The following is a 26,606-nucleotide window of genomic DNA, read 5'->3' on the forward strand; positions in this document are numbered from 1 at the left end:
GCGCCGATGGGCACCCTCGTCGTCCTGGCGGTCCTGCTGGTCGGCGCGATCGCGGTCACCTGGCTCAAGGTCGCGCTGGGGAGCGCCGTGGACTCGGGTGCCGACGCGCTCATCGCCTCGGCGCGTGCTCGCCGGGGTTCGGCGTTCTGGATCGTGCTGTCAGCCCACGATGCTGCGGCGATCGCCCCCGGTGTCGCCGGTGCCATCGCCGATCAGGGCATCACGGGAGTGACGGTCTCCACGGAGGTCCGGCGGGGCAGGCAGACCCTCAGGGTCACGGTGGCCCCGGGGGCGGACGTCGCGGCCGCCCGGGCGGTGAGCCTGCGCGCCGCGCGCGAGGTCGACTCCGAGAGCCTGCTCCGGCTGCGGTGAGGACAGCAGCACGGATCCGCGCTGCGGGACTCGGCGATCCGCCCCGGGGGAGCGGGGTGCACCACTATGCTCCCGACCGGGAGCGCACTGCGCGGACGACGGTGATCTGACGTCCAGGAGGGACCGACGATCAGCGACGACACGTACCCCGATCGGGCCGATGGTGAGCCCGCGGGTCAGATCCTCGACCGGGCGGATCTCGCGCGGCGTCTGACGGCGCTGCGCGAGGCGCGCGGCCTGAGCGTCCGCGACGTCGCGCGCCTCGCCCGCCTCCCGCTCAGCACGGTCGGTGGCTACCTGTCGGGACGGCACCTTCCCCAGGCGGCCGCGCTCGACCAGTTCGAGCGGGTGCTCGACGCGTTGCGGGTGCCTGCGGACGAGCGCCCGGCCTGGCTGGAGGTCGTTGGACGGCTCCGGCGTGCACCCGGTCCTCGGCCCGCGTCGGCCACGGCACCGTACCTGGGGCTCGCGGCGTACGGGACCGACGACGCCGACCGCTTCGTCGGGCGGGAGGCTCTCACGCGCACCCTGGTCGCCCGGGTGCAGGCACACCCGTCCCGTCCGCTGGTGGTGCTGGGCGCCTCGGGCTCCGGCAAGTCCTCGCTGCTGCGTGCGGGTCTCGCGGCCTCGTTGCAGGGCGTCGGGGTCGAGGTCGTCGTGACGACGCCCAGCCTGCTCGCGACCGGCCAGGAGACCGTGCCGGCGCGGCCGCAGGTGCTGATCGTCGACCAGTTCGAGGAGGCGTTCGTCGCCCCGGAGCCCGAGGACGGCCCGGACCTCCCGTCGGGTCCGGGCGCGGCGGACCTGGTGGACCGGCTCGGGGCCTGGCACGCCGCCGGGACGACGGTGGTGCTCGGGTTGCGGGCCGACCTGGTCGACCGTGCGCTGGAGCACGAGACCCTGGCGGGCTGGCTGGCCGAGGGGACCGTCGTCGTCACGCCGATGACGTCCGAGGACCTGCGGCGCGTCATCGTGGAGCCGGCCCGACAGGTCGGGGTAGAGGTCGACGAGGCCCTGGTCGACGTGCTGGTGCGGGACGCCGCGGGCGAGACGCCACCGCGGCGATCGGCGGGGACGCTCGCGGCGGGTGTGCTGCCGCTGGTCTCGCACGCGCTGCTCGCGACCTGGGCGGCGAGCTCGGGCCGCCGGCTCACCCTCGTCCGCTACCGGGAGGTCGGCGGGCTCGGGGGAGCGATCACCCAGACCGCGGAGTCCGTGCTCGACGCGCTCCCGGCCGACCTGATGGCCACCGTGCGGCGTGTCCTGCTCGCCCTCGTGCACGTGCGCGACCTGCACGTGGTGGCGCGGGCCGTGGCGTCCGAGGACCTGGTCCGTGCCGGCTCCTCCGAGGAGGCGGCGGTGCGCGCGCTGGTCGACGCCCGGCTGCTCACCTCGGACCACGGGCAGATCCGGATCGCGCACGAGGCGCTGATCAGCGCCTGGCCCCGGCTGGCCGGGTGGATCGAGGAGGACCGCGACGCGCTCAGGCTGCACGGTCGGCTGGCGGAGGCCACCCGCACCTGGCAGGACGCGGAGCGCGATCCCGACCTGCTCTACCGCGGGGCGGTGCTCGACGCCGCGCTCGCCTGGCAGTCCGGCGGTCCGACGACGACCGCGCCCGAGCGTGCCTTCCTGGCGGCGGCCCGCGCGGCGCGTGACCGGGAGGCCGCCGTGCAGCACCGGTCGGCCCGGCGGCTGCGGCTGCTGTCGGCCTGCCTCGGCGTCCTGGCCCTCACGTCGGCCTCTCTCGCGGGCGCCGCCGCGCACCAGTCGCGGGTGACGGGTCGAGAACGCGACATCGCGGTCTCCCGTCAGCTCGCCGTCACCGCGCAGGCGCTGACCAGCACCGATCCGGGTCTGTCCTCCCAGGTCGCGAACGCGGCCTTCGCCACCGCCGCGACGCTGGAGGCGCGCTCCGCGCTGCTGTCCAGCACCGGGGTCGCCACGTCGTCCCGACTCGGATCGACCGGCGCCCTGGTCAACGCCGTCGCGATCAGCCCTGACGGGTCCACCGCGGCGCTGGCCACCGACGCCTCAGCGGTCGACCTGTGGTCGCTCGGGGACGACCCGCGCCGGATCACCCGGCTCGAGGTCGCCGACTCGGCCCTGTACGCGGTCGCCTTCACCCCGGACGGGGCCACGCTCCTGGCGGGCGGGGACGCGGGGGTGCTGCACGTGTGGGACGTCGCGGACCCGACCTCGCCGCGTCCCCTGCCGGACCGGGGCGAACCGGCGGGAGCGACGCTCTACGACGTGACCGTGTCCGACGACGGCACGACGGTGGTGGCGGGCGCCTCCGACGGTGCCGCCCTGCTGTGGGCGCTCTCGGAGGGCGCCGTGCCCACGCCGGCGACCACCGTGCCGGCGGTCGCCGGGGGAACGGTCGAGTCCGCTGTCCTCGACCCCTCGGGCTCGCGCCTCGCGGCGGCCGGCTCGGCGGGCGAGATCGCGCTGTGGGACCTCGCCGACCCCGGCGCCCCGGTGCGGTCCGCGGGTGTCCTCGACGTCGGGGCGCCTGTCCAGTCGCTCGCGTGGTCGCCGGACGGCTCGACCCTGGCCGCGGGCACGACCGACGGCGGGGTGCGCCTGATCGACGTCAGCGACCCCGCGGCCCCGGCGGAGCGGGCGTCCCTCGCCGGTCCGGCGTCCTGGGTGAACGACCTGTCGTGGACCCCGGACGGAGCTGCTGTCGCCGGGGCGAGCTCGGACCAGCACCTCTGGGTCTGGGACGCGAGCACGGGCACGACGCTCTGGCGTGCCGCGGCCCCCACGACCCTGCTCGGTGCTCAGTGGTCGCCCGACGGGACCGTGATCTACGGCTCGGGTGCCGACGGCATGCTGCGCGAGTGGCCCGTGCCCGGCTCCGTGCTCGGGGGGTTCGCGTCGATCCCGGGCCAGGGCGCGTTCGGCACCGGTCGGGGCGGCGACCAGGTGGTCGTGACCGCGACCACCAACGGGCTGCGGGTCTGGGACGCCACCGACCCCGCCGCGGCAGTCCTGCTCGGCGCGGCTCCCGCCCCCGACGGGGCCCGCCTCGACGGCGCGGTCGACGTCTCGGACGCCCTGCACCTGGCCGTCGCCGGCGACACGGCCGGCGGCATCCACACCTGGGACATCGAGGACCCCGCCGCTCCGGTGTACCTCGGATCCGCCGCCGCGCACACCGACTGGGTCGACACCGTCGCGTTCGACGCCTCCGGCACCCGGCTGGCCGTCTCCTCCGACGACGGCGCGATCACCCTGTGGGACCTGTCCGGGGGTGCGGTGCCGGACGAGCCCACGGGCCGGATCGACGGCCTGGGCGGTGCCGTCTACGTGGTCGCGTTCTCGCCGGACGCCTCGGTGCTGGTCGCCTCGGTGCTCAGCGGGTCCGTGCACCTGGTCGACGTGAGCGATCTGGCGGCTCCCGCGGTGATCGGCGCCCCGCTGACCGGCCCCGAGGGGTACGTGTACTCCACCGCGTTCAGCGCCGACGGGCGCACCGTCGCCGCGAGCGGGAACGACGGGACGGTCTGGCTGTGGGACGTGACCGATCCCGCTGCCCCGGGGGTGCTCGGGGAGCCGCTGCGCTGGGGCGAGGGATACGGCACCAACACCGCGTTCTCCCCGGACGGGACCCGGGTGGCGGTCGCCAGGACCGACGGCACCATCCGGCTGTGGGACCTGTCGAGCCGCACGCACCCCGCCCGGTGGGCCACGCTCTCCGGCGCCGAGGGGACCGTCTACGGCATCGAGTTCTCGCCGGACGGGAGCGTGCTGTCCGGGGCGTCCGCCGACCGGACGGTGCGGCTGTGGGACGTCACCGTGGAGGGGGCGCTGCGACGTGCCTGCGCGGTGGCCGGCCGTGGTGTCGCCCTGACCGGGGCCGAGTGGTCCCGGATCGCGGGCAGCGACGTCGAACGGCCGGCCACCTGCACGTGATCCCGGCACCGGCGGCGCGTCGAGGTGAGGCCGTGACGCGTCTCACCCCGTCGAACCCGTCAGGTCGCAGGTGCCACCTGCCGATACCGGAGGCATGGGTCTCGTCGACGCGTCGGTCCGCCGGCTCTACGGCACCCGCGGCCTGCTCGCCGTCACCCTGGCCGTCATGGCGGTGATCGTGTTCGCCGCGCTGCGCTGGTCGGTGAACCCGCACGCGTCGGCCGTGCCGTGGGTGACGGTCGGGACGCTGCTCGCCCTGACGTCCGGGTTCACGCTGCTGGCGCCGGAACGCCCCGGGGTGCGACCGGTGGTCCTCGCGCTGGCGACGCTCGGGCTCGGGGTGCTCCTGGCGTCCTGCCGGACAGCCGAGGGACTGGTCTCGATGTCGCTCGGGCTGATCACCGCGGCCCAGCTCGCCGCCTTCGCCTTCCCCGCGGCGCAGGCCGTCCCCCTGGTCGCGCTCGCGCTCGCGACGATCACCGGCGGCATGGTGGCCGCGCCCGCGCCGTTCCACCCGATGACCTGGGTGGCCGTGACCGTGATGACGGTCGCGTCGACGTCGTTGCTCGGCTACGTCACGCACCGGCTGCGCCGCCACGCGTCGACCGACGACCTCACCGGTGCGCTCACCCGACGCACGCTGCTGGACAGCCTCGCGACGCTGCTGCGCGAGTCCCGGCGCACCGGCGCGGCGCTGGCGGTCGTGTCCGCGGACGTGGACGACTTCAAGACGATCAACGACACGCGGGGTCACCTCGCCGGTGACGAGGTGCTGGGCTCGCTGGTGGCGACCTGGCGCTCTGCCGAGCACGGGGCGCCGCCGGTGGTCGGGCGGACCGGGGGCGACGAGTTCGTCGTCGTGCTGCCGGGGTACGACGACGCCCGCGCCGCCGACTGGGTCGCCCGTACCCAGGCGGTGTCGACGGCGCCGTGGAGCGCCGGGATCGCCGTCGCGGGCCGGGACGACACCGTGCACGACCTGCTGCACCGGGCGGACGTGGCGCTGTACGTGACGAAGCGCGGGCGGCGGCGGGGCGAGGCCGCGGAGTGAGCGAGCGATTCGGCTTATCTGTCTGGGATCGCCCGCTCAGAGTTGCTCACTGTTCTCGTCGTCAGACCTGCGGCGCGGTTCTCCGCCTCCGGGTTTGCCCGTCGGCGCATCGATGTCATTGGCGCCCAGGCTTGAATTCGACGCCGTTCTTGTCGATGAACTTCTTTCGCTGCGCCGCGAGGCGCCGTGACTCTCTCGAGGTGGGCTGGCAGATCCTGACGAACAGCGGGGTTGCAACAACATGCCGAGCGATGTAGTCGTTGTCGATCGTGTGGAGGACCCGGGCAAGCCCTTCGACACGACCTACTTGCCCCAGGGGTGCCTCGGTCGAGACGATTCGGCTGAGGTGAGTTGCCGACTCGGCGGCGTCGGGAGGTAAGAGGTCGCCACGCGAGTCGATCAGCAAGGGGCTCTCGGCGATCTCGAAGAGGGTCTTACTGTTCGAGCCCATGCGGCCGACTGACCCGGTGCGGTCGAGTAGGTGACATGTCGATCCGAGAAGGACCAGGTCTGTCTCGCCCTTCGGCTGCGGAAAGCAGGTGGTGAAGACGACCACTCGATCCGGGCCGTCGGGCCCGCTGTCCGGGTGCATCGTCGCCCACCGCATCTCGCATGAGAAGTTCACCCAGGTATTGGGTGCGACGTCGGTGTCGCGATAGTCGCGGGACTGCGCACGCAGGCGCTGTCCGAGCGGTTCGATTCGGCGTAGGTGATCTGGGCGAAGATCGGCGCCCACGCTCGACAGTTGTGCAGAGAGTGGCGGAATGCTGGCGGAGAGTGATGCGAGTCTGACGGCGGAACGAGCGGGACCTTCGTCGAGGCCCTCCATCTTGGCAGTCGAAATGTACAAGTACTCGCGCACGGGGATTCGTCGATTGAACACCTGGCGAGCATAACCACGTCTCTCGCGCTGACCGCCCGATCGCAAGGTGCACACGAAATCGCGAGCAGTGGAGTCACCACTTCGGCGAGTGCCTGAGGATCGTCGCTCGCGCCACCGACCAGACTCCTTCCCTGTGACCGCCGAGACACCCCCGCGACGCCATCACCGACCACCCGGTCGGTGTTGACACGTCAGGTACCGCAGACGGCGGCACCGGACGTATCGAGGAGTGACGGGCGATGGCACGGTTCGACGGCAAGGTGGCGCTGGTGACGGGCGGCGGCAGCGGGATCGGTGAGGCGGTGGCGACGCGGCTGGCCGCGGACGGTGTCTCGGTGGTGCTGACCGACATCCGGCTGGACGCGGCGCAGCGGGTGGCCGACACGATCACGGCGAGCGGTGGCACGGCGACCGCCTTCCAGCAGGACACCGCGGACGCCGAGCAGTCGTTGGCCGCCGTCGAGTTCGCGCAGGCGACGTACGGGGCCCTGCACCTCGCGGTGAACAACGCGGGAATCGCCGCGAAGCACCAGCTGCCGACCGGTGAGCTCGACCTGGATGCGGACTGGCGCCGGGTGATCGACATCAACCTCAACGGGGTGCTGTACGGGCTGCGCTACGAGCTGCCGGCGATCGAGGCGGCCGGTGGCGGGGCGATCGTCAACATGGCGTCGATGCACGCGCTGGTGGCGGCGCCGGGCAACTCGGCGTACGTGGCGTCGAAGCACGCGATCAACGGGCTGACCAAGAACGCGGCTGTCGAGTACGGCACCCGCGGGGTGCGGGTGAACGCGGTGGCGCCGGGCAACATCTGGACCCCGCTGATGGCGGCGCTGCCGCAGGAGCAGATCGACGCGATCACGGCTAAGCACCCGATCGGCCGGATCGGCCGCCCGGAGGAGGTCGCGTCGCTGGTGGCGTTCCTGCTGAGCGACGAGGCGTCGTTCATCACCGGCAGCCTGCACCAGGTGGACGGCGGCTACCCGGCGGTCTGACCCGGGGCGAGCAGCGGTGGGCGCCCGTCGTCGGGCGCCCACCCGCTCAGACCTCGATCCGCGCCCCCGACGCCGGGTGGAACAGGTGCTCCTCCCCGGCGCGCACGGTCACGGCGATCTCCGACCCCGGACGGGGCACGGCACGCGGGTCGATCCGCACGACCACCTGCGCCCCGCCGGCGCCGTCGGTGAACACCGGTGCCTCGGCCTGCGCCGCCCCGCCGAGCACGGTGCCGTACACGTAGGCGTCCGAGCCGAGCTCCTCGACGACGTCCACCCGCACCGGGATCGCGCCGGGCGTGCCGACGGAGGCCACGTCGAGCGCCTCCGGGCGGAACCCGAGCGTGACCGCGCCGGCGTCCTCGCCGGTCAGCGCGTCGAGGGCGGCACGAGGGACGGGGACCGCGGCGGTGCCGACCCGGGCGGCGCCGTCGACGACCGGGTAGGTGCCGAGGTTCATGGCGGGGGAGCCGATGAAGCCGGCGACGAACACGTTGGCCGGGGTGTCGTACATGTCGCGCGGAGTGCCGACCTGCTGGAGCAGCCCGTCCTTGAGCACCGCGATGCGGTCACCCATCGTCAGCGCCTCGGTCTGGTCGTGCGTGACGTAGACGGTCGTCACGCCGATCCTCCGGGTGAGGGAGGCCAGCTGGGTGCGGGTCTGGACGCGGAGCTTGGCGTCGAGGTTGGACAGCGGCTCGTCCATGAGGAACACGCGGGGCTGGCGCACGATCGCGCGGCCCATGGCCACACGCTGACGCTGGCCACCGGACAGGGCCTTGGGCTTGCGGTCCAGGTACTGGGTGAGGTCGAGGATCTGGGCGGCCTCCTCCACGCGGGTGCGGATCTCGGCCTTGGGGGTGCCGGCGATCTTCAGCGCGAAGCCCATGTTGTCCGCCACGGTCATGTGCGGGTACAGGGCGTAGTTCTGGAACACCATCGCGATGTCCCGGTCCTTGGGCTGGACGTCGGTGACGTCACGGTCGCCGATCAGGATCCGGCCGGCGTTGACGTCCTCGAGGCCCGCGAGCATGCGCAGGGAGGTCGACTTGCCGCAGCCCGAGGGGCCGACGAGGACGAGGAACTCGCCGTCCTCGATGTGCAGGTCCAGGGCGTCCACCGCGGGGCGCTCGGTCCCCGGGTAGACCCGGGTGGCCTTGTCATAGGTGACAGTTGCCATGATCAATCCCTTCACCGGCAGGTACGTGCCGGACGATCCGTCGTGCGGCACGGTCGTCGTGCCCGGGCCGACGCTAGGGACCCGCCGACCTGCGACGGCGGACCGATCCGGGGGCGGATCCGGCAGACCGATCGCGCGGTCGACGGGGCGGTGTGCGGCGGCAGGGACCTCCGGACCTCGGGGCCCGGCGCCGGCGGTCCTACGGTGGCGGTGTGCTCAGACCAGCGGCGTCGGTGGTGGTGGCCGACGTGACCCTCGATCTCGGTGACGGGCCGATCGGTCACGTGCGCCTGGCCGGTGCGCTGCGTGCGGCCGTCCGGCGGGGGACCCTGCGTGCGGGGACCCGGCTGCCGCCGAGCCGTGACCTGGCCGGATCGCTCGGCTGCTCCCGCTCGGTGGTGACCGAGGCCTACGGGCTGCTGGTGGCCGAGGGCGTGCTGGCGGCCCGCACCGGGTCCGGGACCTGGGTGCACGGTGTCGCACCCGCCCCGGCGGAGCCCGCCGCGCCCGCGGTGGTGACGGGGCCGCCGGTGCTCGACCTGAGGCCGGGCCTGCCGGAGCTCGCGTCCTTCCCCCGAACCCGGTGGCGTCGGGCACTGGCGACGGCGCTCGCGACCGCCGGGCACCAGGACCTCGCGGGCTCCGGCGCTCTCGGGCTGCCACGGCTGCGCGCCGAGCTCGGCCCCTACCTGGTGCGGACCCGCGGGGCGGTGCTGCCGGCGGAGGTCGCGGTCGTCGCGACGCGCGGCTCGGCCGACACCCTGGACCGGCTGTTCCGGATCGTGCGGCGGATCGGGCTGACCCAGGTGGCGCTGGTCGGGCCGGTCGCGGAGCGCACCCGGGTGCTCGCCGAGGCCGAGGGGCTGTCGGTGGTGCCGATCGGGGTGGACGCGCACGGACCGCGGATCGACGTGCTGCGCCGCTCGGGTGCTCGTGCCGTCGTGGTCGCGTCCTCGGCGGTGCACCCGTGCGGGTGCGGCGCGGGCTGCCGCGAGGCGCTGGTCCGGTGGGCGCGGGACGTGGACGGTGTGGTGATCGAGCACGACGACGAGGGCCCGCTGGTGACGGGACGCCGGGTGCCGGTGCTCCAGTCGGTCGGGCCCGACCGGGTGATCCTGCTCGGCTCCTGGGACACGTCGGTCGGGCCGGGGCTCGGGCTGGGCTGGATGCTGCTGCCGACGCTCTGGTTGCGGACCGTCGCGCCGGTGCTGCCGTTGATGGCCGGACCGCCCGCGCTGGACCAGCTCGCACTGGTCGAGCTGCTCACCAGCGGCGACCTGGACCGGCACGTGCGGCGGATGCGTGCGCGGTACCGCACCCGGGCGCGCGGGTTCGCCGCTGTGCTCGCCGCCCGGCTGCCCGGCTGGGACGTGCAGGTGCCGGACGGGGCGACCCACGTGCTCGCCACGATGCCGGCGGGCAGCACGTCCAGGGACGGTGCGGCGGTGGTGGTCGCGGCACGCGCGCGCGGGCTGGTGCTGGTGCCGGCGCCGGGGGAGGACCGGCCCGCGTTCGCGCTGGGCTTCGCGAACCTGCGCGAGTCCGAGACCGTCGCGGCGGTCGACGCGTTGGCCGGGGCGGTGCGGGCGAACGCGATCAGCCCACCCGCGCCGCCAGCCGCGTGCCCACCTGGTCCGCCAGCGTCACCGCCACCCGCCGCTGCTCCACGGTCGGCCGCGCGTGCCGGGTGGAGGACGTGACCAGGAACCGCCCGAGCGGCACCCCGTCGTGCTCCACCGGCAGCGCGAGCAGGTCGTCGGTGGGCAGGCCGTGCCGGTCCACGTCGATCCGGGCGCCGCGCTGGGCGACGGAGCCGTCGCGGTGCAGCGTGGTGGCGGAGGCGGCGTGCCGGCCCTCGGCTGGCTCGAACCGGCACGCGTCCACGCCCAGCACGTCGGTGATGCGGTCGGCGACCTCGTCGGTGAGGGTCTGCGGGGAGGCGTCGTGCAGGGCCACCAGGTCGGCGGTGCGCAGCACCCCGGCGAGGTAGCCGGCCTGCCGGCTGGCGCGGGCCTGCTGCCGCCGGCCCCACAGCGCCACCTCCGTGACGGCGAGCCCGACCAGGAGCAGCAGCACCAGCACCTCGACGTCGTCCCGGTCCACGATCGTCAGGCTCAGCCGCGGCGCGGTGAGGAAGAAGTCGAACCACACACCCGCCGACACCGCCGCCAGCACCCCGGCGATCCGCACGCCGGAGGTCGCCGCCGCGACCACGACGAGCACGAGCACCAGGGCGCCGACGGCGGGCGTGACGGCGTCGCCGAGCAGGTGCAGCACCCCGGCCACCGCCGGTGGGACGACCAGGGCGAAGCCCACGACCACCGCTGTCCGGGGTGGGGCTGCTGCCGGTGTGCCGATCTGCTGCGTCATGGTGCGCCTCCGTGTCGATGGACCACCTCTCAGCAGACACCTGCGCGCGGGCGGCGGCGGCGATCCTGACGGGATCCGTACGCTCACGCCGCCGTCCCTCACGCCTTCCTGACGCCGGGCGGCGGGTGGGGGTCGGCGGATACCGTGACCGAGGACCAGTGCCGATCCGAGGAGCCGCCGCCCGTGAACATGTACCTGCGCCTGCTCCGGCTGCGCGCCCGTGCCCGGCGCCGGCCCGCGCTGGACGTCTGGGACACCGCCCGCACCCCGCTGCGCGTCGGGATCACCGACCTCGACCTGCTGCGGCACGTGAACAACGGCACGTACCTGACGATGCTCGACCTGGGCCGGATGGACCTGCTGCTGCGGTCGGGGTTCTGGGCGAAGGCGGTCGCGGCGGGCTGGTACCCGGTGGTCGCCGGGCAGACGATCACCTACCGCCGCTCGCTGACCCTCGGGCAGCGGTTCGACCTGTACACGCGGATCCTCGGCTACCAGGACCGGTGGGTGCTGGTGGAGCAGACCTTCTGCCGGGGCGAGGTCGTGCACGCCCGCGCGGTGGTGCGCACCCGGTTCCTGCGTCGGAGCGGCGGCACGGTGGAGAACGACGAGCTGCGGGCGCTCGCGGGCGACCCGCCGGACGGGCGCGAGGTGCCGGACTGGGTGCGTGCCTGGACCGAGGCGACGCGTGTCGGCGGCGACGTGGAGCGACCGGTCACGACGGACTGACCGGTCAGCGGGACTGCGCGCGGTACCAGTCGAGCAGGCGGGTGCTCGCGCCGCGGATCCGACGCCGGAACGCGGTCGCGTCCAGGGCACGCGGGTCCAGGGCGATCCACGACGGCTTGTCGAGGCCGTTCCAGCCGTCCGGCACCCGCACGTGGTCGCGGCGGTCGCCCTTGTCCTGCGAGGTGAGCGTGGCGACCCAGCAGGTGCTGCCGTGCACGTCGAGCACCAGCACCGGGCGGTCCTTGGCGCCGGTCCCGTCGGAGAACGGCACCAGGGCGAACCACACCTCGCCGACCCCGACCCGCGACGGGGCGGACGGCCGCGGGCGGGTCGGCCGGCGGCGACGGCGGCGCGGGCGCAGCGCGCGCAGGCCCCACAGGACGAGCAGCAGCACGAGGATCGCGAGCCAGGGGTGGTCGTCGAGCAGCGCGGTCACGCAGGTGAGTCTGCCGGACGGCGTGGTCGCCCGAGGCCGACACGGTGTGCGCAGGTATGCTCACGCCATGGAGTCGGCTGCCGAGATCGTCCGGGACGCGCGTCGTGCTGCGGGGTTGTCCGTGCGGGCGCTGGCCGCGCGCGCGCAGGTGCCCGCCTCGACCGTCACCCGTGTCGAGCACGGTCACGTCGACCCCACCGTCTCGACCCTGCTCCGCCTGCTGCGTGCTGCGGGTCGTCACCTCGTGAGCGAGCCGGCGTTGGCGCCGATCTCCCGGATCGCCCGCACAGCGGTCGCCGAGGGGGGATCTCCGGACTTCACCGTGCTGCGGGACTGGCTGGACCGTGCGTCCGAGGCCCCGGACGTGATCGCGCTGGCCGCGGTCGCCGAGGCACCGGCCCGCTCGGGCTCGGCGGTCGTCGACACCCTGATCGCTGGGATCGCCGAGAAGGTCTGCGACGATCGCGGCGCTGCGCGGCCACCGTGGACAGCCGCGGTACCGCCGCTCGCCGAGGAGTGGTCGGCGCCGGGCACGCCGCGCATGCGGGCGTCGTGGCGCGCGCAGACGCCGCCGTCGCTCGCCGCGCGCGGGCTCGTGATCGACGAACCCTCGCTGTGGCGCCGACCGCTGGACCAGGTGTCCTGACGTGGCGCTCGACGCCGAGCGGATCCGCACGCTGCTGCTGGAGGTCGGTGCCGCCCTGCCCGAGGGTCCGGTGCACGAGGTGGTGCTCGCCGGGGGTGCGCTCCTCGCGCTGCACGGCCTGCGGGGGACGACCGTGGACGTGGACAGCGTGCGGGCGCTCGACCGCGCGGTGCAGGACGCGGTCAGGTCGGTGGCTGCGCGGCACGGGCTCGGCCCGCGCTGGCTCAACGACGCGGCTCGGCCGTTCCTCCCGGCGACGGTCGACCTGGACGCGTGCGAGGTGCTGATCGAGCACGGTCGGCTGCGGGTGCTCGGGCTGCCGTGGCGCGACCTGTTCGCGATGAAGCTCTACGCCGCACGCGCCCGCGACGCCGACGACCTCCGGGCGATCTGGCCGCGCTGCGGGTTCTCCGACGCGGACGAGGCGGTCGAGCATTTCCGGCGCGCCTACCCCGACGAGCCCGACGACCCGTACCTGGTGCAGTTCGTCGCCGCGTTCGCCTGAGCGTCCCGCGTCAGCCCCCCAGCACCTCCCGCAGCCGCGCCGCGAACGCCTCCGGCTCGCCCGCCTGCCCGAGCTCCGGCCCGAGGAACCCGCCGTGGTGGCTCGGGAACACGGCGAGGTCGGTCCCCAGCGCGGCGGCCAGCGCCTCGGAGGTGCGCCACGTCAGCAGCCCGCGCGATTCGGTGCCGGCGGCGATCACCACGCGGGTGCTCGCGGCGCGCAGGGCGTCGAGGTCGGGGCGGTAGGCGGTGACGGGGGCGGAGCGGCCGGACAGCAGGGGGTCCTCGCGGGTGCCGTCGTCCTCGGCGGGCAGGCCGAAGGCGTCGGGTGAGGGCAGGCCGGTGCCGAAGTCGGCGGTGAACGGGCCCTGCCAGGAGGTGAGGGCGATGAACGCGGCCATGCCGGTGCCCCAGCCGGCGCGGTGGTACGCCTGGCGGACCTGCTCCTCGGCGGCGAGGGCCTGCTCGGCGTCGGGCAGGACGGTGAGCAGCGGCGGCTCGTGGGCGACGAGGGTGCGCACGTCGGCGGGGTGCGCGGCGACCAGCGCGAGGGCGGTGACGGCTCCGCCGCTGCTGGCGAAGACGTCGACCGGTCCGGCGTCCAGGCCGGTGATCAGGGCGTGCAGGTCGGCGGCCTGCTCGTCGGGCAGGTGGTCGGTGCCGCCGTCGGTGCGGGTGCTGCGGCCGAGCCCGCGCGGGTCGTAGGTGAGGACGGTGCGGTCGGGGAAGTGCGAGGCGAGGGTGGCGAAGCCGCTGGCGTCCATCGGCTGGCCGACCAGCAGCAGCGGCGGGGTGCCGTCGGCGGTGGGCAGCGGGCCGCGCACGTCGTAGGCGAGGGTGACGCCGGGGAGGTCGAGGGTGCGGGCGGTGGGCTCGGTCATCGCGGGGTCCTTCCGGGTCGGCGCGCGCGGGTGGCGCACGTCCTCATCCTGGCCCGCGCCGGGGTGGTCCGCGTGTCGGAGGCGTGGGGGAGGATCGTCGGCGTGGAGATCGAGTTCGAGGCGCCGCTGTGGGAGTGGCAGGCACGGGTGGACCGGTGGACGTTCGTGTCCGTTCCGGAGGGCCTGTCCGACGAGGTGGAGCAGCGGGCGGGTGCGTTCGCGCACGGGTTCGGGTCGCTGCGGGTCGAGGTGACGGTGGGCGGCACGGTGTGGCGCACGTCGATCTTCCCGGGGGACTCGGCGTACTCGCTGCCGATCAAGAAGGTGGTGCGGGTCGCGGAGGGGCTGACCGTCGGGGAGCCGGTGCGGGTCCGGCTGCGGCTGCTGGACGTCTGACGGGCGGCCGGCTCGCCGTCGGGCTGCTCGACCCGCATGGCCCCGAGACAGGACGAGCCCTCGGCGCCGCCACTGGCGCCGAGGGCTCGTCCTGCGAGCTGGCGTTCTCAGGCCACCAGCACGTCCGCTCCGCGCTGCGTGGGCAGCACGGGCACGTCTTCGATCGTCCCCACCGGGGCCGCGGTCGTCTCGACCGTCGTACCCGCAACCGCCTCGACCGTGACCGGCGATGCCACCGCCGCGGCACGCCGCCGCCGACGGGCCACCAGGATCACCGCCACCGCGTACACGCCCACCGCGGTCCACACCAGGTTCGTCGCCACCGACGGCCACACGCCGCTGCGCGCGGCGACCAGGCCCATCAGGGCGCCGGAGACCACGTTGGTCAGCTGGTAGCGCCCCGACGAGGGGGCCCAGCGACCACGGGTGACCATGACGTAGGCGACGAGGCACGTGACCGCGCCGACCCAGCCGAGCGCGGTGACGAGAGCGGACACGGGCGTGCTCCATGCAGGCAGAGAGGGGTGGAGGGATGGCGTCTTTCCCTGATGATCAGGGGGAACGACCCCTCCAGTGTGCCGACTTGCGGGGTTCAGCGCAATCGAACAAAAATGTACCGGGTATCAAGCAGAACTACATGACTGAACCGTGATCCAGCGCTGGGAGAACCGATGCCGACCGACCCCCGACGCCTGGCCGTCCTCCTCGCCGTGCATCGTGCCGGTGGGGTGCTGGCCGCGGCCGACGTGCTGCACGTGACCCCCTCGGCGGTGTCCCAGCAGATCGCCCGGCTGGAGGCCGAGGAGGGGGTGCCCGTCCTGGACCGCGGACCGCGCGGCGCGACCCTCACGGCGGCCGGCCGGATCCTCGCCGAGGCGGCCGAGCGGATCGAGGCGGAGCTGGTCGAGGCGCGCAAGTCGCTGGCGGCCCTCGGCGGCGAGCTGTCCGGGCGGGTGACGATCGCCGGGTTCCAGACCGCGATCCGTGCGGTGGTCGCCCCGGCGCTCGCGGTGGTCGCCGAGCACCATCCCGGCGTCGAGCTGGTGGTGGAGGAGCGCGAGCCGGGGGAGTCGGTGCGTCGGCTGCGCGAGGGCGACGCGGACATCGTGCTGCTGGAGCGGGACGAGGACGCCGACACCCACGTGCCGCGCGGCCAGCGGGACGTGGTGCTGCTGGAGGAGCCGTGGCGCGTGGTGCTGCCGGAGGCGGTCGCCACCCCGACCCAGCTGTCCGACCTCGCCGGGGCCACCTGGCTCGGTGCCGAGCCGGGCACCGCCGCCGCGCGTGCGATGGGCCGGATCGCGACCGCCCTCGGCCCGCTGACCACCCGGCACGTCTACTACGACTTCGACGTGGCGCTGGCGCTGATCGCCGCCGGGCAGGGGGTCGGGATGCTGCCCGCGCTGGCGCTCCAGGGCGAGCTGCCGGACGGCGTCACCGTGGCGACCGTGCCCGGTCTGGGATCGCGGCGGCTGGTGGCACGGCACCGCGCGACCCGACGGGAGCCCGGTCCTGCGACGGTCGCGGTGATCGAGGAGCTGCTGGCGGCGGCGTCGGGGCTCGACCTGGTGTGACGTCCCGGGCGGTGGCATCCGACGCGGTGCCCCGCGCGAACACGAACCGCCGCTGCACCTGGAAGCTCACCAGGTACAGCACCACCTCGGTCGCCACCTTCGCCGCCAGCAGCGGCACACCGATCCCGGTCAGCGCGGCGAGCAGCGCGTAGGAGGCGGCGAGCAGCCCGATCGCCAGCGAGCCGTAGCGCAGCGCCGCCCGCCCGACGGGCACCCGCCGACCCCGGTCGAACACCCGCCGGTTGAGCAGGAAGTTCGACCCGGCGCTGAGCACCCGCGCGCCGACCACCGAGACCGCCAGCGAGCCGGTGGCCGCGTGCAGGGCGAGCAGCGCGATCGTGTCGATCGCGAAGGCGCTGAGCGAGGACAGCGAGAACCGCAGCAGCGGCGCGAGCACCCGCACGGAGTCCTGCACCGGGCGGAAGTGCGAGGACGCGTTCTCGTCCAGGTAGATGGTGGCGATCTCGACCTCCTCGATCGGCACGCCCTCGGCGGCGGCGCGCAGCAGCAGGTTCAGCTCGTACTCGAAGCGCTCGCCGCGCACCGCTCGCAGCCAGCCGAGCATCGATCCGGGGTAGCCGCGCAGCCCGGTCTGGGTGTCGCGCAGCCGCACGCCGGTGGCCAGGTGGAACAGCCGCGCGGTGGCCCGGTTGCCGACGATCGACCGCGCGGGCACCGGACCGGTGAAGGACCGCCAGCCGAGCACCATCGCGGGCGACCCGGCGTCCTGGGCGTGCAGCGCGGCGGCGACCCGCAGGATGTCGGCCACCGAGTGCTGGCCGTCGCTGTCCGCGCACACCACCGCCTGCCCGGGCCAGCGCCGGGCGACGTAGGCGAAGCCGGTCTTGAGCGCGCAGCCCTTGCCCCGGTTGCCGACGTAGGACAGGACGGTGCGGCCGGGGCCCTGGAGCGCCGCGAACACCGGGCGGTAGGCGGGGCCGGAGCCGTCGTCCACCACCACGACGTGCACGTCGGGGGCGCTGGCCCGCAGGTCGTCGAGCAGCCGGCCGAGGCGCTGGTCGGGCTCGTAGGACGGGATGAGGACGATCACGGCTCAGCCCCCGATGTAGAGGATGTCGGAGGTGCCGCGCTCGGTGCCGGTGCCCAGCGGGTCGTTCACCAGCTCGCCGTCGAAGTACATGGTCGAGGAGCCGCCGCCGTCGAGGTTGTACGCGGTGGTGGCGCCGAGCGACTGCATGATCTCCGCGAGGTCGGTCATGGTGACGCCCGCGGAGTAGCCGGGGGAGCGGCCGTCCACGACCACGAACACCAGGTGGTTGTCGTCGATCACGCCGACGGCGGTGCGCGGCTGCTCGCCCTGGATCGAGTGGTTGCCGATGTTGGTGTCGACCTCGACGTCCTCGATCCCGTCGACCACCTGCCCGTCCTCCAGCAGCGCCGGGCCGAAGGACAGGGTGTTCCACACGCCGTCGGCGACCAGCTCGTCCGCGGTGGTGGTGGTCTCGTCGTAGACCTCCACGGTCCCGTCGCGGTAGAACGCCAGCCCCTCGCGGGCGCCCTCGTCGCGGTAGACCACGCCGTTGCGGATCACGATGCCGGTGTCACGGAAGCCGTAGTAGTCGCCGTTGATCGCGAAGACCGCGTCGTTGTCCTCGGCGATGTCCGAGGTGGTCTCGGTGATGTTGGTGCCGAAGGCGTTCTGCGCGAAGGCGGAGCGGAGCACGGTGGCGTCGCTCAGCGTGACGTCGGCGACGTAGTAGGTGACGGTGTCGTCGCCGCTGCCCGTGACGACGGTGGAGATCGAGATGCTGGCATCGTCGGACTCGTACGTGGTGTCGGTGGTGGTGGCGTCGGTGCCGGCGTCCGTGCCGGTGTCCGTGGAGGCGGTCGTGGAGCCGCTCTGCGCGGCCTCGTAGGCGTCCACGTCGCTGATCTCGACGTGCTCGATCACGTACCGGTCCAGCGCCCAGGCGGTCGCGCCGCCGAGGGTCAGGGTGACCACGAGCGCCGGGATCACGACGACGCGGCGGAGCAGGCGGGGGCGACGCCGTCGGTCGCCGGGGGTGCGGGTGCGTGGGCTCATGCCCCGTTCCTAGGGAGCGGGCCGAGGGCCGCCCCGTGGGTCCGCTGAGCGAGGGCCATGAGGGTGACGCCGGACGGACCGGCCACGGCGGCGCCGCGAGGCTGGCATCCTGGAGCGGTGCACGAGGTGTCCTTGCAGGTCGATCAGCTCCGGCTGGCCCTGGAGGTGCTGCTGGACGAGGTCGAGCTGCGGCACGGCACCGACCTGGACCTCACAGCCGTGGCACAGGCCCACGAGGACCGCGACCTCGGCGCCGACGTCGCGGCGCTGACCGTGGTGCCCGGTGCGGGGTCGGTGGACGTGGGGGCCGATCTCGGGCACGCGATCGGGGTGCTGCGCGGCCTCGCGCACCTGGAGATCGCCCGCCGCGACCGCACCCTCGGCTGAGCCGGGAGCGCGGTCGGGAGGGTGCGCGCAGGAGCGCGTGCCGCGCTCACCCGTGCGCAGTACGGTGCGAGCGGGCCGCGCCGTGGCGGCCTGATCGATCGCCGCACCCACACCCAGGAGCGCACGATGGCTGTCCGGCTGAACCCCTACCTCAACTTCCGTGACAACGCCCGCGCCGCGATGGAGTTCTACCGCGACGTCTTCGGCGGCGACCTGGCCGTCAGCACCTTCGGCGACTACCAGATGGCCCAGGACCCGTCCGAGCAGGACAAGGTGATGCACTCCCAGCTGGAGACGCCGGGCGGCCTGCTGCTCATGGGCGCCGACACCCCGGTCTCCATGGGCGAGCCGACCCCGAACGGCAGCGTCTCGCTCAGCGGCGGGCACGAGACCGACGCCGAGATGCGCGGCTACTGGGAGAAGCTCGCCGACGGCGGCACCGTGGTCGAGCCGCTCGCGGTGGCGCCCTGGGGCGACGCCTTCGGCATGGTCACCGACAAGTTCGGCGTGTTCTGGCTGGTGAACATCGCCGGCGCGCAGGCCTGAGCCGACCGCGCGCCCGAGGGTTCAGATCCCGGGCGCGCACGCTCCCTGCCCGACCAGCGCGAGCCCGGCGAGGTCGCCGGCCTGGAACCCGTGCACGGTGGTGGTCGGGTACATCAGCTGCGCGGGGTCGTCCACGTGGTCCAGCCCGACCAGGTGGGCCATCTCGTGCCGCAGCACCTCCGGGTACCACTCCAGCGCGCCCGGATCGGTGAGCAGCGTCGCGTCCAGGTACACCGACCCGGACACCAGGAACGAGACGCCGGCGATCCGGTCGTGCACGGTCTGCGTGCCCGCGACGCCGACCACGTCGCCGGTCAGGTCGGGCACGGTGGCCGCGTCGCTGAACCGCACCAGCACCGGCGCCCACCGGTCCCCGTACTGCTCCGGCAGGTAGGCGGGGCGCTCGGCGCTCGCGGCCTCGGTGGTGGGGCCGTCCACGGTGAGCACCAGGCCGGTGGCGGCGGTGATCTCCCCGGCGACCACGGTCACCAGGTCGGCGAAGCCCTCCGGCGCGCCGGTCGGGTCGACCACCAGGTGCACCGGGCGGCACGGCGACCACGCGACCGGCACGGTGCTGCCCTCCGGCTCGGGCTGCCTCTGCTGCACGGCGTAGCCGGCCGCGTCCGGACCGGCGACCGGCGGCAGCAGGCGGTCGGCGGACTCCTCGTAGCCGGGCGTCGGGTAGTCGCGGTCGGTGGCGGCGGGCAGCGGCAGGGCACCGCTGAGGCTGCTGCGCAGATCGGCGACCACCCCGATCTCGGGCAGCCAGCGCGCCCCGTAGACGGCCGCGATCGTCAGCACCACCAGCCACGGCAGCACCCGCAGCGACCGCGGCGTCCGGCGACGGCGGCGGTCCCGGCGGCCCGGCGGGGCGGGCGGCGGCACCCACGGCGAGCCGCCCCGGTCGCCGGCCGGGTGCGTGGTGGACCACGGCGCCGGGTCGGGGGACCAGTCGCGCGGTCCCGGGGGATGGCTCACGTCTGTTCATCGGCCACCGGGGGCCCGACGTTGAGCAAGACGTCCCGGCACCCGCCTGACCAGGAGGGCTAGTGTGCGCTCGGCACCCGCTGCGGGCGCCGCGGGACGTGAGAAGGGCCGGCAGGATGATCGGGTTGCACGAGGAGTACCTCACCGAGGAGCTCGACGAGGCCGGGCACCCCCGGACGTTCACGCTGACCTGCCCGCCGACGTTCAACTTCGGCTACGACGTGGTCGACCGGCTCGGCCGCGAGACCCCGTACCGGCGGGCCCTGCGCTGGTGCGACGACACCGGCGCCGAGCACACCTACTCCTTCGCCGACGTCGCGCGGCTGTCCGACCAGGCGGCGTCGTACTTCCGCTCCCTCGGCATCGGTCGCGGCGACCGGGTGCTGCTGGTCCTCAAGCGGCACGCGCAGTTCTGGTGGGCGATCACCGCCCTGCACAAGCTCGGCGCGGTCGCGGTGCCCGCCACCAACCAGCTCAAGGCCTACGACCTGGTGTACCGGCTGACCGAGGCCCGGGTGACCGCCGTGGTCAGCACCCTGGAGGGCGACGTCGCCGCCGAGGTGGACGCCGCCGAGCAGCAGATCGGCCGCCCGCTGGTGAAGATCGGCGTGCGCGGCACCCGCGACGGCTGGACCGACCTGGACGCCGGCATGGCCGCCGCCGCACCGTTCGAGCGCCCCACCGGCGAGGACGTGCCGGCGCTCGGCGACCCGATGCTGCTCTACTTCACCTCCGGTACCACCGCGCAGCCCAAGATGGTCGTGCACGACTACTCCTACCCGATCGCGCACATCGCCACCGCGAAGTACTGGCACAGGGTCGACCCGGAGGGCCTGCACCTCACGGTGTCGGAGACCGGCTGGGCCAAGTCGGTGTGGGGCAAGCTCTACGGGCAGTGGCTGCTCGAGACCTGCGTGGACGTCTACGACTTCGACCGCTTCGACGCCGCCCGCCTGCTCGAGCACCTGGAGCGCGCCCGGGTGACCACGTTCTGCGCGGCACCGACCGTGTACCGGTTCCTGATCACCCAGGACCTGTCCCGCTACGACCTGTCGGCGCTCCAGCACTGCACGATCGCCGGCGAGGCGATGAACCCTGTCGTGTACGAGACCTTCCGCGAGCAGACCGGGCTGGAGCTCAAGGAGGGCTACGGCCAGACCGAGATGACGCTCGCCGTGGTGACGAACTGGTGGGAGGCCACCAAGCCGGGATCCATGGGCACGCCGTCGCCGGGCTACGACGTGGTGCTGCTCACCGAGGACGGCCGCGAGGCCGAGGTCGGCGAGGACGGGGAGATCTGCATCCGCGTGCCCGCCGGCGGCAAGCCGATCGGCCTGTTCACCGGGTACGACGGCGACCCGGAGACCACCGCCGCGGTCTGGCACGACGGGTACTACCACACGCACGACCTGGCGACCCGCGACGCGGACGGCTACTTCTGGTACGTCGGGCGCACCGACGACATGATCAAGACCTCCGGCTACCGGGTCGGCCCCTTCGAGGTGGAGAGCGTCGTGATGGGCCACCCGGCGGTGGTGGAGTGCGCGATCACCGGCGCCCCCGACGAGGTCCGCGGCGTGGTGATCAAGGCGACGATCGTGCTCGGCGAGGGCTACGAGCCGTCCGACGCGCTCGCGAAGGAGATCCAGGGCTACGTGAAGAGCCGCACCGCGCCGTACAAGTACCCGCGGATCGTGGAGTTCGTCGACGCGATGCCGACCACGATCTCCGGCAAGATCCGCCGGGTGCAGATCCGCCAGGACAGCGAGCGGGCGGCGGCGCGCACGGAGGACTGAGGCGGGGCCCGGCGCGCGCGTCGGCCCGGGCGCCCGCGCGGGAGCGGCGGCAGGCGGCTCCCGCCGACGCTCAGGCGTCGAGCAGGCCGCCGCCGACCCAGGCGCGGATCGCCGCGACGTCGCCCTCGGTCAGCTCGATCCGGGCGCCCCGGCACAGACCGATCACGTTGTCCGCCCACGCCTGCGCGACCTGCCGCACCGTCACCGACGGCCCGAGGTCGAGCCCGGCGTACAGCACCCCGGAGATCACGAAGTTCACCGTCGACCGGCCGACCGCGGCGCCCGCCTCCTGGCAGGTGTCGCGCACCCGGCGGGAGGTCGCGATCCGCTCGAAGGGCGTGCGGCGCACGTCCTCGGCGAGGGTGGTCAGCAGCACCCGGTAGTTGGCGGCGCTGAGCCCCGGCACGTCGGTCACCGTGATCACCTGGCGCTGCAGCGTGGTCGGGTCGGTGTCGGCCACCGCCCCGGGCAGGTCCGCCTCGCCGAAGCGCTTGGGGTCCCAGACGAAGCCCGGCGCCGGGCGCGAGGCCGCGCCGAGCTCGGGGACCGCCTGCGCGAGCCAGGCGAAGAACCCGCCGGTGCCGGCCCAGCGGGTCGCGGGCAGCGTGGGGTCGGCCTGCTGGGCTGCCTGCGCGGCGGCGCCGGAGGGGACCGGTCGGTCGGCGGAGCGCACCCGCTGCAGCACGGCGCGGCGGGCGGCGAGCTGACCGGCGGGGTCGACGGCGGGGGTGGCGGCCGGGGTGGTCGCGGCGGGTGCGGTGGCTGCGGCGGTCGGCGGGGCGGCGGGGGCCGGTGCGGCGGCAGAGCCGGCAGCGGCCGGTGCTGGGGGAACGGCGGCGGGCGGGATCTCGGCGGCCTCCGCAGCGGCGGCGGTGGCGGCCCGCCCGGTGACCAGCGCGGTCTGCGTCACCAGCTCGGCGAGGTCGTCGGCGGTGACCACGGTGTCCGCGACCGCGCGGTACGCGGCGGCAGCCGGGCTCGCGGTGATGATCGTGACCCGGCGGTCGGCGGCCCGGCAGCGCAGCGCCAGCGGGGTGAAGTCGGCGTCCGCGGAGACGATCACGAACTCGTCGTAGCGGGTCGGCGCGGCCAGGGCGTCCACCGCGTCCAGCACCAGGTTGATGTCCGCGCTGCTCTTGCCCTGCTGGGTGAGCGAGGGGCAGTCGACCACCTGGAAGCCGGCGCGGGTGAAGTTCGGCCGGAACTGCGAGAAGCGCGAGGGGTTGAGGTAGCAGGCGCGCACCAGGAACCGCCGGGCCAGGTCGCCGTCGGCGTCCGAGCCCGACTCCAGCTCGCCGAGCCAGTGGCCCGGGTCGGTGGCGAAGGCCTCCGCCGCCGTCGGGTCCAGCCGTTGCAGGCCGATGTAGACGTTGTCGAAGTCGACGAACAGGGCGCTGCGCAGCCGCGGGCGGGTGCCGCCGGGGCCGACCAGGGGTGCGAGGCTCACCCCGCCATCATCCACGGTTCGCCCGGTGCACGGGCCGGTCGGCGCGCGGCGCCCTCGTAGACTGCTCCGGTGCTGAGGTGGGACCGGGTGGTGACGAGCGATGGACGTCCGTGACCTCCTGGCGGTGCCGGGCCTCGGCCTGACGGTGGTCGCCGCGGAGCCCGACGCGCTGGACCGCGCGGTCACCGCCGCCTACATCACCGACCTGCCGGACCCCTCGCGGTTCCTGTCCACCGGCGACGTGGTGCTCACCAGCGGCCTGTGGCTGGACCGCGCCGACGGGGCCGAGACCTTCCTCGGCGCGCTGGCGCAGCAGCACGTCGCGGCGCTGATCCTCGGGCTGATCGAGATCGGCGTGATCCCGGACGAGGTGATCGATCGCTGCCGCCGCTCCGGGCTGACCCTGCTCACGGTGTCGCCCGGGGTGTCGTTCCGGCAGATCTCCGACGAGATCACCGCCCGGCAGCCCGGCTCCGCCGCCGGCATGGCCACCCGCACCATGCGGTTCAGCCGTCGCCTGGCCGACACGGTGTCCCGCGGCGGGGGAGTGTCCGAGCTGCTGGGCCAGCTCGCCGACGAGTTCTCGATCGGCTGCTGGGTGATCGACGAGACCGGTCAGCTGCTCGCCAGCGTCGGCACGGCCCCGGACCGGGCGCAGGTCGCCGAGCAGTGGAACAGCATGGTCCGGCGCGAGCACGAGCAGCGGATCATCCTGACCGACGAGCGCGGGCCGGTGACGATCACCCGCACCGGCGCCGGGGACCGCACCGGGTTCGTCGGCTGCTGGGGGGACCACCGGTCGTTCTCCGACGAGGTCACCCTCGCGATGGACGCCCTGGTCGGCGCGCTGCGCGTGGAGCTCGAGCTGGCCAGCCGCTGGCGGGAGACCCGCAACGCGCAGGTCGAGGCGCTGATCACCTCGATCCGGAACCAGGAGGCGTCGCCCGGGGCGATCTCCGCGCGGATGCGCCTGGAGGGGCTCGGCCCGCAGGACGAGACCACGATCGTCGCCGCGCGGGTGGACGACCCGCGGTTCAGCGTGACCGCGGTGGTCGAGATGCTGTCCCGCACGCTGTCCGCCCGCGGGCACCGCGTGATGGGCGCCCGCTGCGACGACCTGGCGATCCTGCTGGTCAACGGCGGGGGAGAGTCGGACCGGCCGCTCGCCGAGGAGCTGACCGAGGAGTACCACCTGCTGCTGGCCGGCCGGCAGCTGCGCGTCGGCATGAGCGATCCGGTCAGCGGGGTCAGCCGGCTCAACTCGGCCATCGCCACCGCCGTCGAGCGGGTGCAGCACGCCGGCGGGTCCGACCCGGTGGTGGTGTCGACCTCGCTGCACGTGCAGAGCCACCGCGCGCTGCTGCGCATGCTCGGCGAGAGCACCCGGCAGGGGTACGCCCGCGAGGTGCTGGCGCCGCTGCTGTCCTACGACGAGCGGCACAACGCCGACCTGGTGGGCACCCTGCGCGCGTTCCTCGACGGCGGCGGGGCGTGGCAGGAGACCGCCCGGCAGCTGCACCTGCACACGAACACGCTGCGCTACCGCATCGCGCGGATCGAGGAGCTCACGCACCGCGACATGGGCACCATGGCCGACCGGGTGGACCTGTTCCTCGCCATGACCTGCCTCGACGACACCGACCCCGAGCCCTGACCCCGCGCGTGCCTGACCCGCGCGCGCTGATCTCACGCGCCCGCGTGCCCACCCGCGCGCTCGCCCGGTCCGCCGAGTTGTCATCTCTTGTCGCTTCAGCGCGCCGTGAAGCGACAAGAGATGACAACTCGGCGCAGGGCGCGCGGCGGCGCAGGGCGCGTGGCAGCGCAGGGCGCGTGGCAGCGCGCAGCGCGCGGGGTCAGGCGAAGTGCAGGGTGGGGATGCCGTGGGCGGCGGGATCGGGGACGCGGAGCATCGCGGGCTCCAGCACCTCCTCGATCAGGATCTCGACCGTGTAGTGCGCCTCGGCGCCGAGCAGGTGCCCGGCGTAGGCGGCCGCGGCGGCGTTCTTCACCCCCACGGCGAGGTGCAGGTGCGGCTCCGGGGTGCCGGCCGTGGCGTCCCAGAGCACGGTGCCGCTGCCGATCCCCTCGGTGTACGTCACCGCGACCTCCTGCGGCAGCGGGGGCTCCTGGTCGTCGACCGGGGTGTGCGCGGCGATCAGCCGGACGGTGCGGAACGCGCCGGAGAACACCGGCACGAACGCCTGGCGCACGCCGTGCTCGCGGCAGGCGCGGGCGACGGAGCCGAGCACGTCGTCCCCGGGCTCCAGCACGACGGCGATCCGGCGGCCGGTGGTGACCTCGCTGGTGCGCACGCTCAGCCGTTCCCGCCCGCTGCGGCCGGCACCGCCGCGCCGACGGCGAGCGCGTGCGCGCGGATCTCCGCCAGCAGCGCCGCCTTCTCCGCGTCCGGCAGGAAGGACGCGAGCACGGAGTTCGCCGCGAGCACGCCGAGGTGGTCCTCGGTGACCAGCCCGGCGTCCAGCAGCGCGCGCTGGTTGTCGTCCAGGTAGCCGCCGAAGTAGGCGGGGTCGTCGGAGTGCACGGAGGCCAGCAGACCCTCGTCCAGCATGACGGCGATCGGGTGCGCGGCCAGGTCGTCCACGGCGCGCAGGGCGACGTTGGACAGCGGGCACACGGTGAGCGGGACCTGCCGGGCGCGCAGGTGGGCGACCAGCTCGACATCCTCCAGCGCACGGATGCCGTGGTCGATCCGCTCGGCGCCGAGCACGTCCAGGGCCTCCCAGACGTAGTCCGGCCCGCCCTCCTCGCCGGCGTGGGCGACCCGGCGCAGGCCCTCGGCGGCGGCGCGCTCGTAGACGTCCTTGAACAGCGAGGGCGGGAAGCCGACCTCGGAGGAGTCCAGCCCGACGCCGAGCAGGTGCTCGCGCAGCGGCAGCGCCTCCTCCAGGGTGGCCATCGCGGCGTCCGGGCCGAGGTGGCGCAGGAAGCACAGGATCAGCGCGCCGCTGAGGCCGTGCCGCGCCGGGGCGGCCTCCAGCGCGCGGGCCAGCCCGTGCACGACGTCGGCCAGCGGGACGCCCCGGGCGGTGTGGCTCTGCGGGTCGAAGAAGATCTCGGCGCGGCGCACCCCGGCGGCGGCGGCGCGCACCAGGTAGGCCTCGGCGAGGTCGTGGAAGTCCTGCTCGGTGCGCAGCACGTCGAGGTTGGCGTAGTAGACGTCCAGGAAGTCCTGCAGGGAGCCGAAGGGCGCGCCGCCGTCGGCGCCGGCGGGCACCGGCAGGCCGTTGCGCGCCGCGAGCGTGCGGATCAGGGGGCCGCCGAGCGTCCCCTCGATGTGCACGTGCAGTTCAGCCGTCGGCCACACGCCCGGTCCTCACGATCTTCTGTCTCGGTGCCGGATCCTCGGTGCCGGACCCCTGGTCAGGGAGCCAACCACAGGACCGCCCGCGCATCTTCGTGCGATCCACCAACGACGCCCGGGGTCGATCGGCGCGCGGCCT

At 74.4% G+C, this 26,606-nt stretch carries 25 protein-coding genes and 1 pseudogene; 14 read left to right on the forward strand and 12 right to left on the reverse strand.

Going from position 1 to position 26,606, the window contains the following annotated elements:
* Window positions 1-6 precede the first annotated feature (6 nt).
* The 3 genes from ACZ5HG_RS05975 to ACZ5HG_RS05985 all read left to right on the forward strand — a co-directional run bounded on the left by ACZ5HG_RS05975 (window position 7) and on the right by ACZ5HG_RS05985 (window position 5,344).
* The gene (locus ACZ5HG_RS05975) at window positions 7-372 is read left to right on the forward strand and encodes a hypothetical protein (RefSeq protein ID WP_464181038.1); all 366 of its coding nucleotides are present in this window, start codon (window positions 7-9) and stop codon (window positions 370-372) included.
* Between the two features lie 180 nt (window positions 373-552).
* A complete protein-coding gene (locus ACZ5HG_RS05980; RefSeq protein WP_464182112.1) occupies window positions 553-4,293 on the forward strand; it encodes an nSTAND1 domain-containing NTPase in 3,741 nt (1,246 codons plus the stop codon).
* Between the two features lie 94 nt (window positions 4,294-4,387).
* A complete protein-coding gene (locus ACZ5HG_RS05985; protein WP_464181039.1) occupies window positions 4,388-5,344 on the forward strand; it encodes a GGDEF domain-containing protein in 957 nt (318 codons plus the stop codon).
* A gap of 115 nt (window positions 5,345-5,459) precedes the next feature.
* Here ACZ5HG_RS05985 and ACZ5HG_RS05990 read toward each other — a convergent pair whose 3' ends face one another.
* A complete protein-coding gene (locus ACZ5HG_RS05990; RefSeq protein WP_464181040.1) occupies window positions 5,460-6,227 on the reverse strand; it encodes an SAVMC3_10250 family protein in 768 nt (255 codons plus the stop codon).
* 239 nt (window positions 6,228-6,466) lie between these two features.
* Between ACZ5HG_RS05990 and ACZ5HG_RS05995 the strand changes: the two genes are divergently transcribed.
* Window positions 6,467-7,222: an SDR family NAD(P)-dependent oxidoreductase gene (locus ACZ5HG_RS05995; protein WP_464181041.1), complete on the forward strand. Its 756-nt coding sequence runs from the start codon at window positions 6,467-6,469 to the stop codon at window positions 7,220-7,222.
* A 46-nt stretch (window positions 7,223-7,268) separates the two neighbouring features.
* On the opposite strand, the gene ACZ5HG_RS06000 is transcribed toward ACZ5HG_RS05995, so the two are convergent.
* Entirely contained in the window at window positions 7,269-8,402 is a 1,134-nt protein-coding gene (locus tag ACZ5HG_RS06000; protein ID WP_464181042.1) for an ABC transporter ATP-binding protein, read from the reverse strand.
* A gap of 212 nt (window positions 8,403-8,614) precedes the next feature.
* Here ACZ5HG_RS06000 and ACZ5HG_RS06005 point away from each other — a divergent pair, with 212 nt between their 5' ends.
* Window positions 8,615-10,102, forward strand: a complete 1,488-nt coding sequence (locus ACZ5HG_RS06005) for an aminotransferase-like domain-containing protein (protein ID WP_464181043.1) — start codon at window positions 8,615-8,617, stop codon at window positions 10,100-10,102.
* Here the strand turns inward: ACZ5HG_RS06005 and ACZ5HG_RS06010 are convergent.
* Window positions 9,999-10,772 carry a DUF4118 domain-containing protein gene (locus ACZ5HG_RS06010; RefSeq protein WP_464181044.1) on the reverse strand — a complete coding sequence of 258 codons (774 nt, stop codon included), beginning with the start codon at window positions 10,770-10,772 and terminating at the stop codon, window positions 9,999-10,001. The two genes, ACZ5HG_RS06005 and ACZ5HG_RS06010, sit on opposite strands and share 104 nt — an antisense overlap.
* Before the next feature lie 144 nt (window positions 10,773-10,916).
* On the opposite strand from ACZ5HG_RS06010, the gene ACZ5HG_RS06015 reads away from it, so the two are divergent.
* Window positions 10,917-11,501, forward strand: a complete 585-nt coding sequence (locus ACZ5HG_RS06015) for an acyl-CoA thioesterase (RefSeq protein ID WP_464181046.1) — start codon at window positions 10,917-10,919, stop codon at window positions 11,499-11,501.
* 4 nt (window positions 11,502-11,505) lie between these two features.
* On the opposite strand, the gene ACZ5HG_RS06020 is transcribed toward ACZ5HG_RS06015, so the two are convergent.
* Window positions 11,506-11,937 carry a type II toxin-antitoxin system PemK/MazF family toxin gene (locus tag ACZ5HG_RS06020; protein ID WP_464181047.1) on the reverse strand — a complete coding sequence of 144 codons (432 nt, stop codon included), beginning with the start codon at window positions 11,935-11,937 and terminating at the stop codon, window positions 11,506-11,508.
* Window positions 11,938-11,941: 4 nt separating this feature from the next.
* Here ACZ5HG_RS06020 and ACZ5HG_RS06025 point away from each other — a divergent pair, with 4 nt between their 5' ends.
* Window positions 11,942-12,583 (forward strand): helix-turn-helix domain-containing protein, encoded by a 642-nt coding sequence (locus ACZ5HG_RS06025; RefSeq protein WP_464181049.1) that lies wholly within the window; start codon window positions 11,942-11,944, stop codon window positions 12,581-12,583.
* A gap of 1 nt (window position 12,584) precedes the next feature.
* Entirely contained in the window at window positions 12,585-13,088 is a 504-nt protein-coding gene (locus ACZ5HG_RS06030; protein ID WP_464181050.1) for a DUF6036 family nucleotidyltransferase, read from the forward strand.
* A gap of 10 nt (window positions 13,089-13,098) precedes the next feature.
* Here ACZ5HG_RS06030 and ACZ5HG_RS06035 read toward each other — a convergent pair whose 3' ends face one another.
* Window positions 13,099-13,968: an alpha/beta fold hydrolase gene (locus ACZ5HG_RS06035; protein WP_464181053.1), complete on the reverse strand. Its 870-nt coding sequence runs from the start codon at window positions 13,966-13,968 to the stop codon at window positions 13,099-13,101.
* A gap of 30 nt (window positions 13,969-13,998) precedes the next feature.
* Between ACZ5HG_RS06035 and ACZ5HG_RS06040 the strand changes: the two genes are divergently transcribed.
* Window positions 13,999-14,364 (forward strand): DUF1905 domain-containing protein, encoded by a 366-nt coding sequence (locus ACZ5HG_RS06040; RefSeq protein WP_464181054.1) that lies wholly within the window; start codon window positions 13,999-14,001, stop codon window positions 14,362-14,364.
* A 107-nt stretch (window positions 14,365-14,471) separates the two neighbouring features.
* On the opposite strand, the gene ACZ5HG_RS06045 is transcribed toward ACZ5HG_RS06040, so the two are convergent.
* Window positions 14,472-14,861 carry a CBU_0592 family membrane protein gene (locus tag ACZ5HG_RS06045; RefSeq protein ID WP_464181055.1) on the reverse strand — a complete coding sequence of 130 codons (390 nt, stop codon included), beginning with the start codon at window positions 14,859-14,861 and terminating at the stop codon, window positions 14,472-14,474.
* A gap of 174 nt (window positions 14,862-15,035) precedes the next feature.
* Here ACZ5HG_RS06045 and ACZ5HG_RS06050 point away from each other — a divergent pair.
* Window positions 15,036-15,854 (forward strand): annotated as a pseudogene (locus tag ACZ5HG_RS06050) (LysR family transcriptional regulator); the annotation flags it as partial.
* On the opposite strand, the gene ACZ5HG_RS06055 reads toward ACZ5HG_RS06050, so the two are convergent.
* Window positions 15,799-16,989 (reverse strand): glycosyltransferase, encoded by a 1,191-nt coding sequence (locus ACZ5HG_RS06055; RefSeq protein WP_464181056.1) that lies wholly within the window; start codon window positions 16,987-16,989, stop codon window positions 15,799-15,801. The pseudogene ACZ5HG_RS06050 and the gene ACZ5HG_RS06055 overlap by 56 nt on opposite strands.
* Window positions 16,990-16,992: 3 nt before the next feature.
* Window positions 16,993-17,982, reverse strand: a complete 990-nt coding sequence (locus ACZ5HG_RS06060) for a phosphodiester glycosidase family protein (protein WP_464181058.1) — start codon at window positions 17,980-17,982, stop codon at window positions 16,993-16,995.
* A gap of 117 nt (window positions 17,983-18,099) precedes the next feature.
* On the opposite strand from ACZ5HG_RS06060, the gene ACZ5HG_RS06065 reads away from it, so the two are divergent.
* Together ACZ5HG_RS06065 and ACZ5HG_RS06070 are read left to right on the forward strand one after the other, a co-directional pair.
* Window positions 18,100-18,369 carry a hypothetical protein gene (locus tag ACZ5HG_RS06065; protein ID WP_464181059.1) on the forward strand — a complete coding sequence of 90 codons (270 nt, stop codon included), beginning with the start codon at window positions 18,100-18,102 and terminating at the stop codon, window positions 18,367-18,369.
* 126 nt (window positions 18,370-18,495) lie between these two features.
* A complete protein-coding gene (locus ACZ5HG_RS06070) occupies window positions 18,496-18,915 on the forward strand; it encodes a VOC family protein (RefSeq protein ID WP_464181060.1) in 420 nt (139 codons plus the stop codon).
* A gap of 21 nt (window positions 18,916-18,936) precedes the next feature.
* Here the strand turns inward: ACZ5HG_RS06070 and ACZ5HG_RS06075 are convergent, their stop codons facing one another.
* Complete coding sequence (locus ACZ5HG_RS06075) at window positions 18,937-19,893, reverse strand: hypothetical protein (RefSeq protein ID WP_464181061.1); 957 nt, start codon at window positions 19,891-19,893, stop codon at window positions 18,937-18,939.
* 125 nt (window positions 19,894-20,018) lie between these two features.
* Here ACZ5HG_RS06075 and ACZ5HG_RS06080 point away from each other — a divergent pair, with 125 nt between their 5' ends.
* A complete protein-coding gene (locus tag ACZ5HG_RS06080) occupies window positions 20,019-21,698 on the forward strand; it encodes an AMP-binding protein (protein WP_464181063.1) in 1,680 nt (559 codons plus the stop codon).
* Between the two features lie 70 nt (window positions 21,699-21,768).
* Here the strand turns inward: ACZ5HG_RS06080 and ACZ5HG_RS06085 are convergent, their stop codons facing one another.
* Window positions 21,769-23,145 carry an NYN domain-containing protein gene (locus ACZ5HG_RS06085; RefSeq protein ID WP_464181064.1) on the reverse strand — a complete coding sequence of 459 codons (1,377 nt, stop codon included), beginning with the start codon at window positions 23,143-23,145 and terminating at the stop codon, window positions 21,769-21,771.
* A 100-nt stretch (window positions 23,146-23,245) separates the two neighbouring features.
* Between ACZ5HG_RS06085 and ACZ5HG_RS06090 the strand changes: the two genes are divergently transcribed.
* Window positions 23,246-24,799, forward strand: coding sequence for a PucR family transcriptional regulator (locus ACZ5HG_RS06090; RefSeq protein WP_464181065.1), 1,554 nt, complete (start codon window positions 23,246-23,248; stop codon window positions 24,797-24,799).
* 199 nt (window positions 24,800-24,998) lie between these two features.
* On the opposite strand, the gene ACZ5HG_RS06095 is transcribed toward ACZ5HG_RS06090, so the two are convergent.
* Together ACZ5HG_RS06095 and add are read right to left on the reverse strand one after the other, a co-directional pair.
* On the reverse strand, window positions 24,999-25,457 hold the full coding sequence (locus ACZ5HG_RS06095; RefSeq protein ID WP_464181067.1) for a PPC domain-containing DNA-binding protein: 459 nt from the start codon (window positions 25,455-25,457) through the stop codon (window positions 24,999-25,001).
* Window positions 25,458-25,459: 2 nt separating this feature from the next.
* Window positions 25,460-26,470, reverse strand: coding sequence for an adenosine deaminase (gene add / locus ACZ5HG_RS06100; RefSeq protein ID WP_464181069.1), 1,011 nt, complete (start codon window positions 26,468-26,470; stop codon window positions 25,460-25,462).
* Window positions 26,471-26,606 lie beyond the last annotated feature (136 nt).

This window comes from Cellulomonas sp. GTC20042 (genome assembly GCF_055389595.1).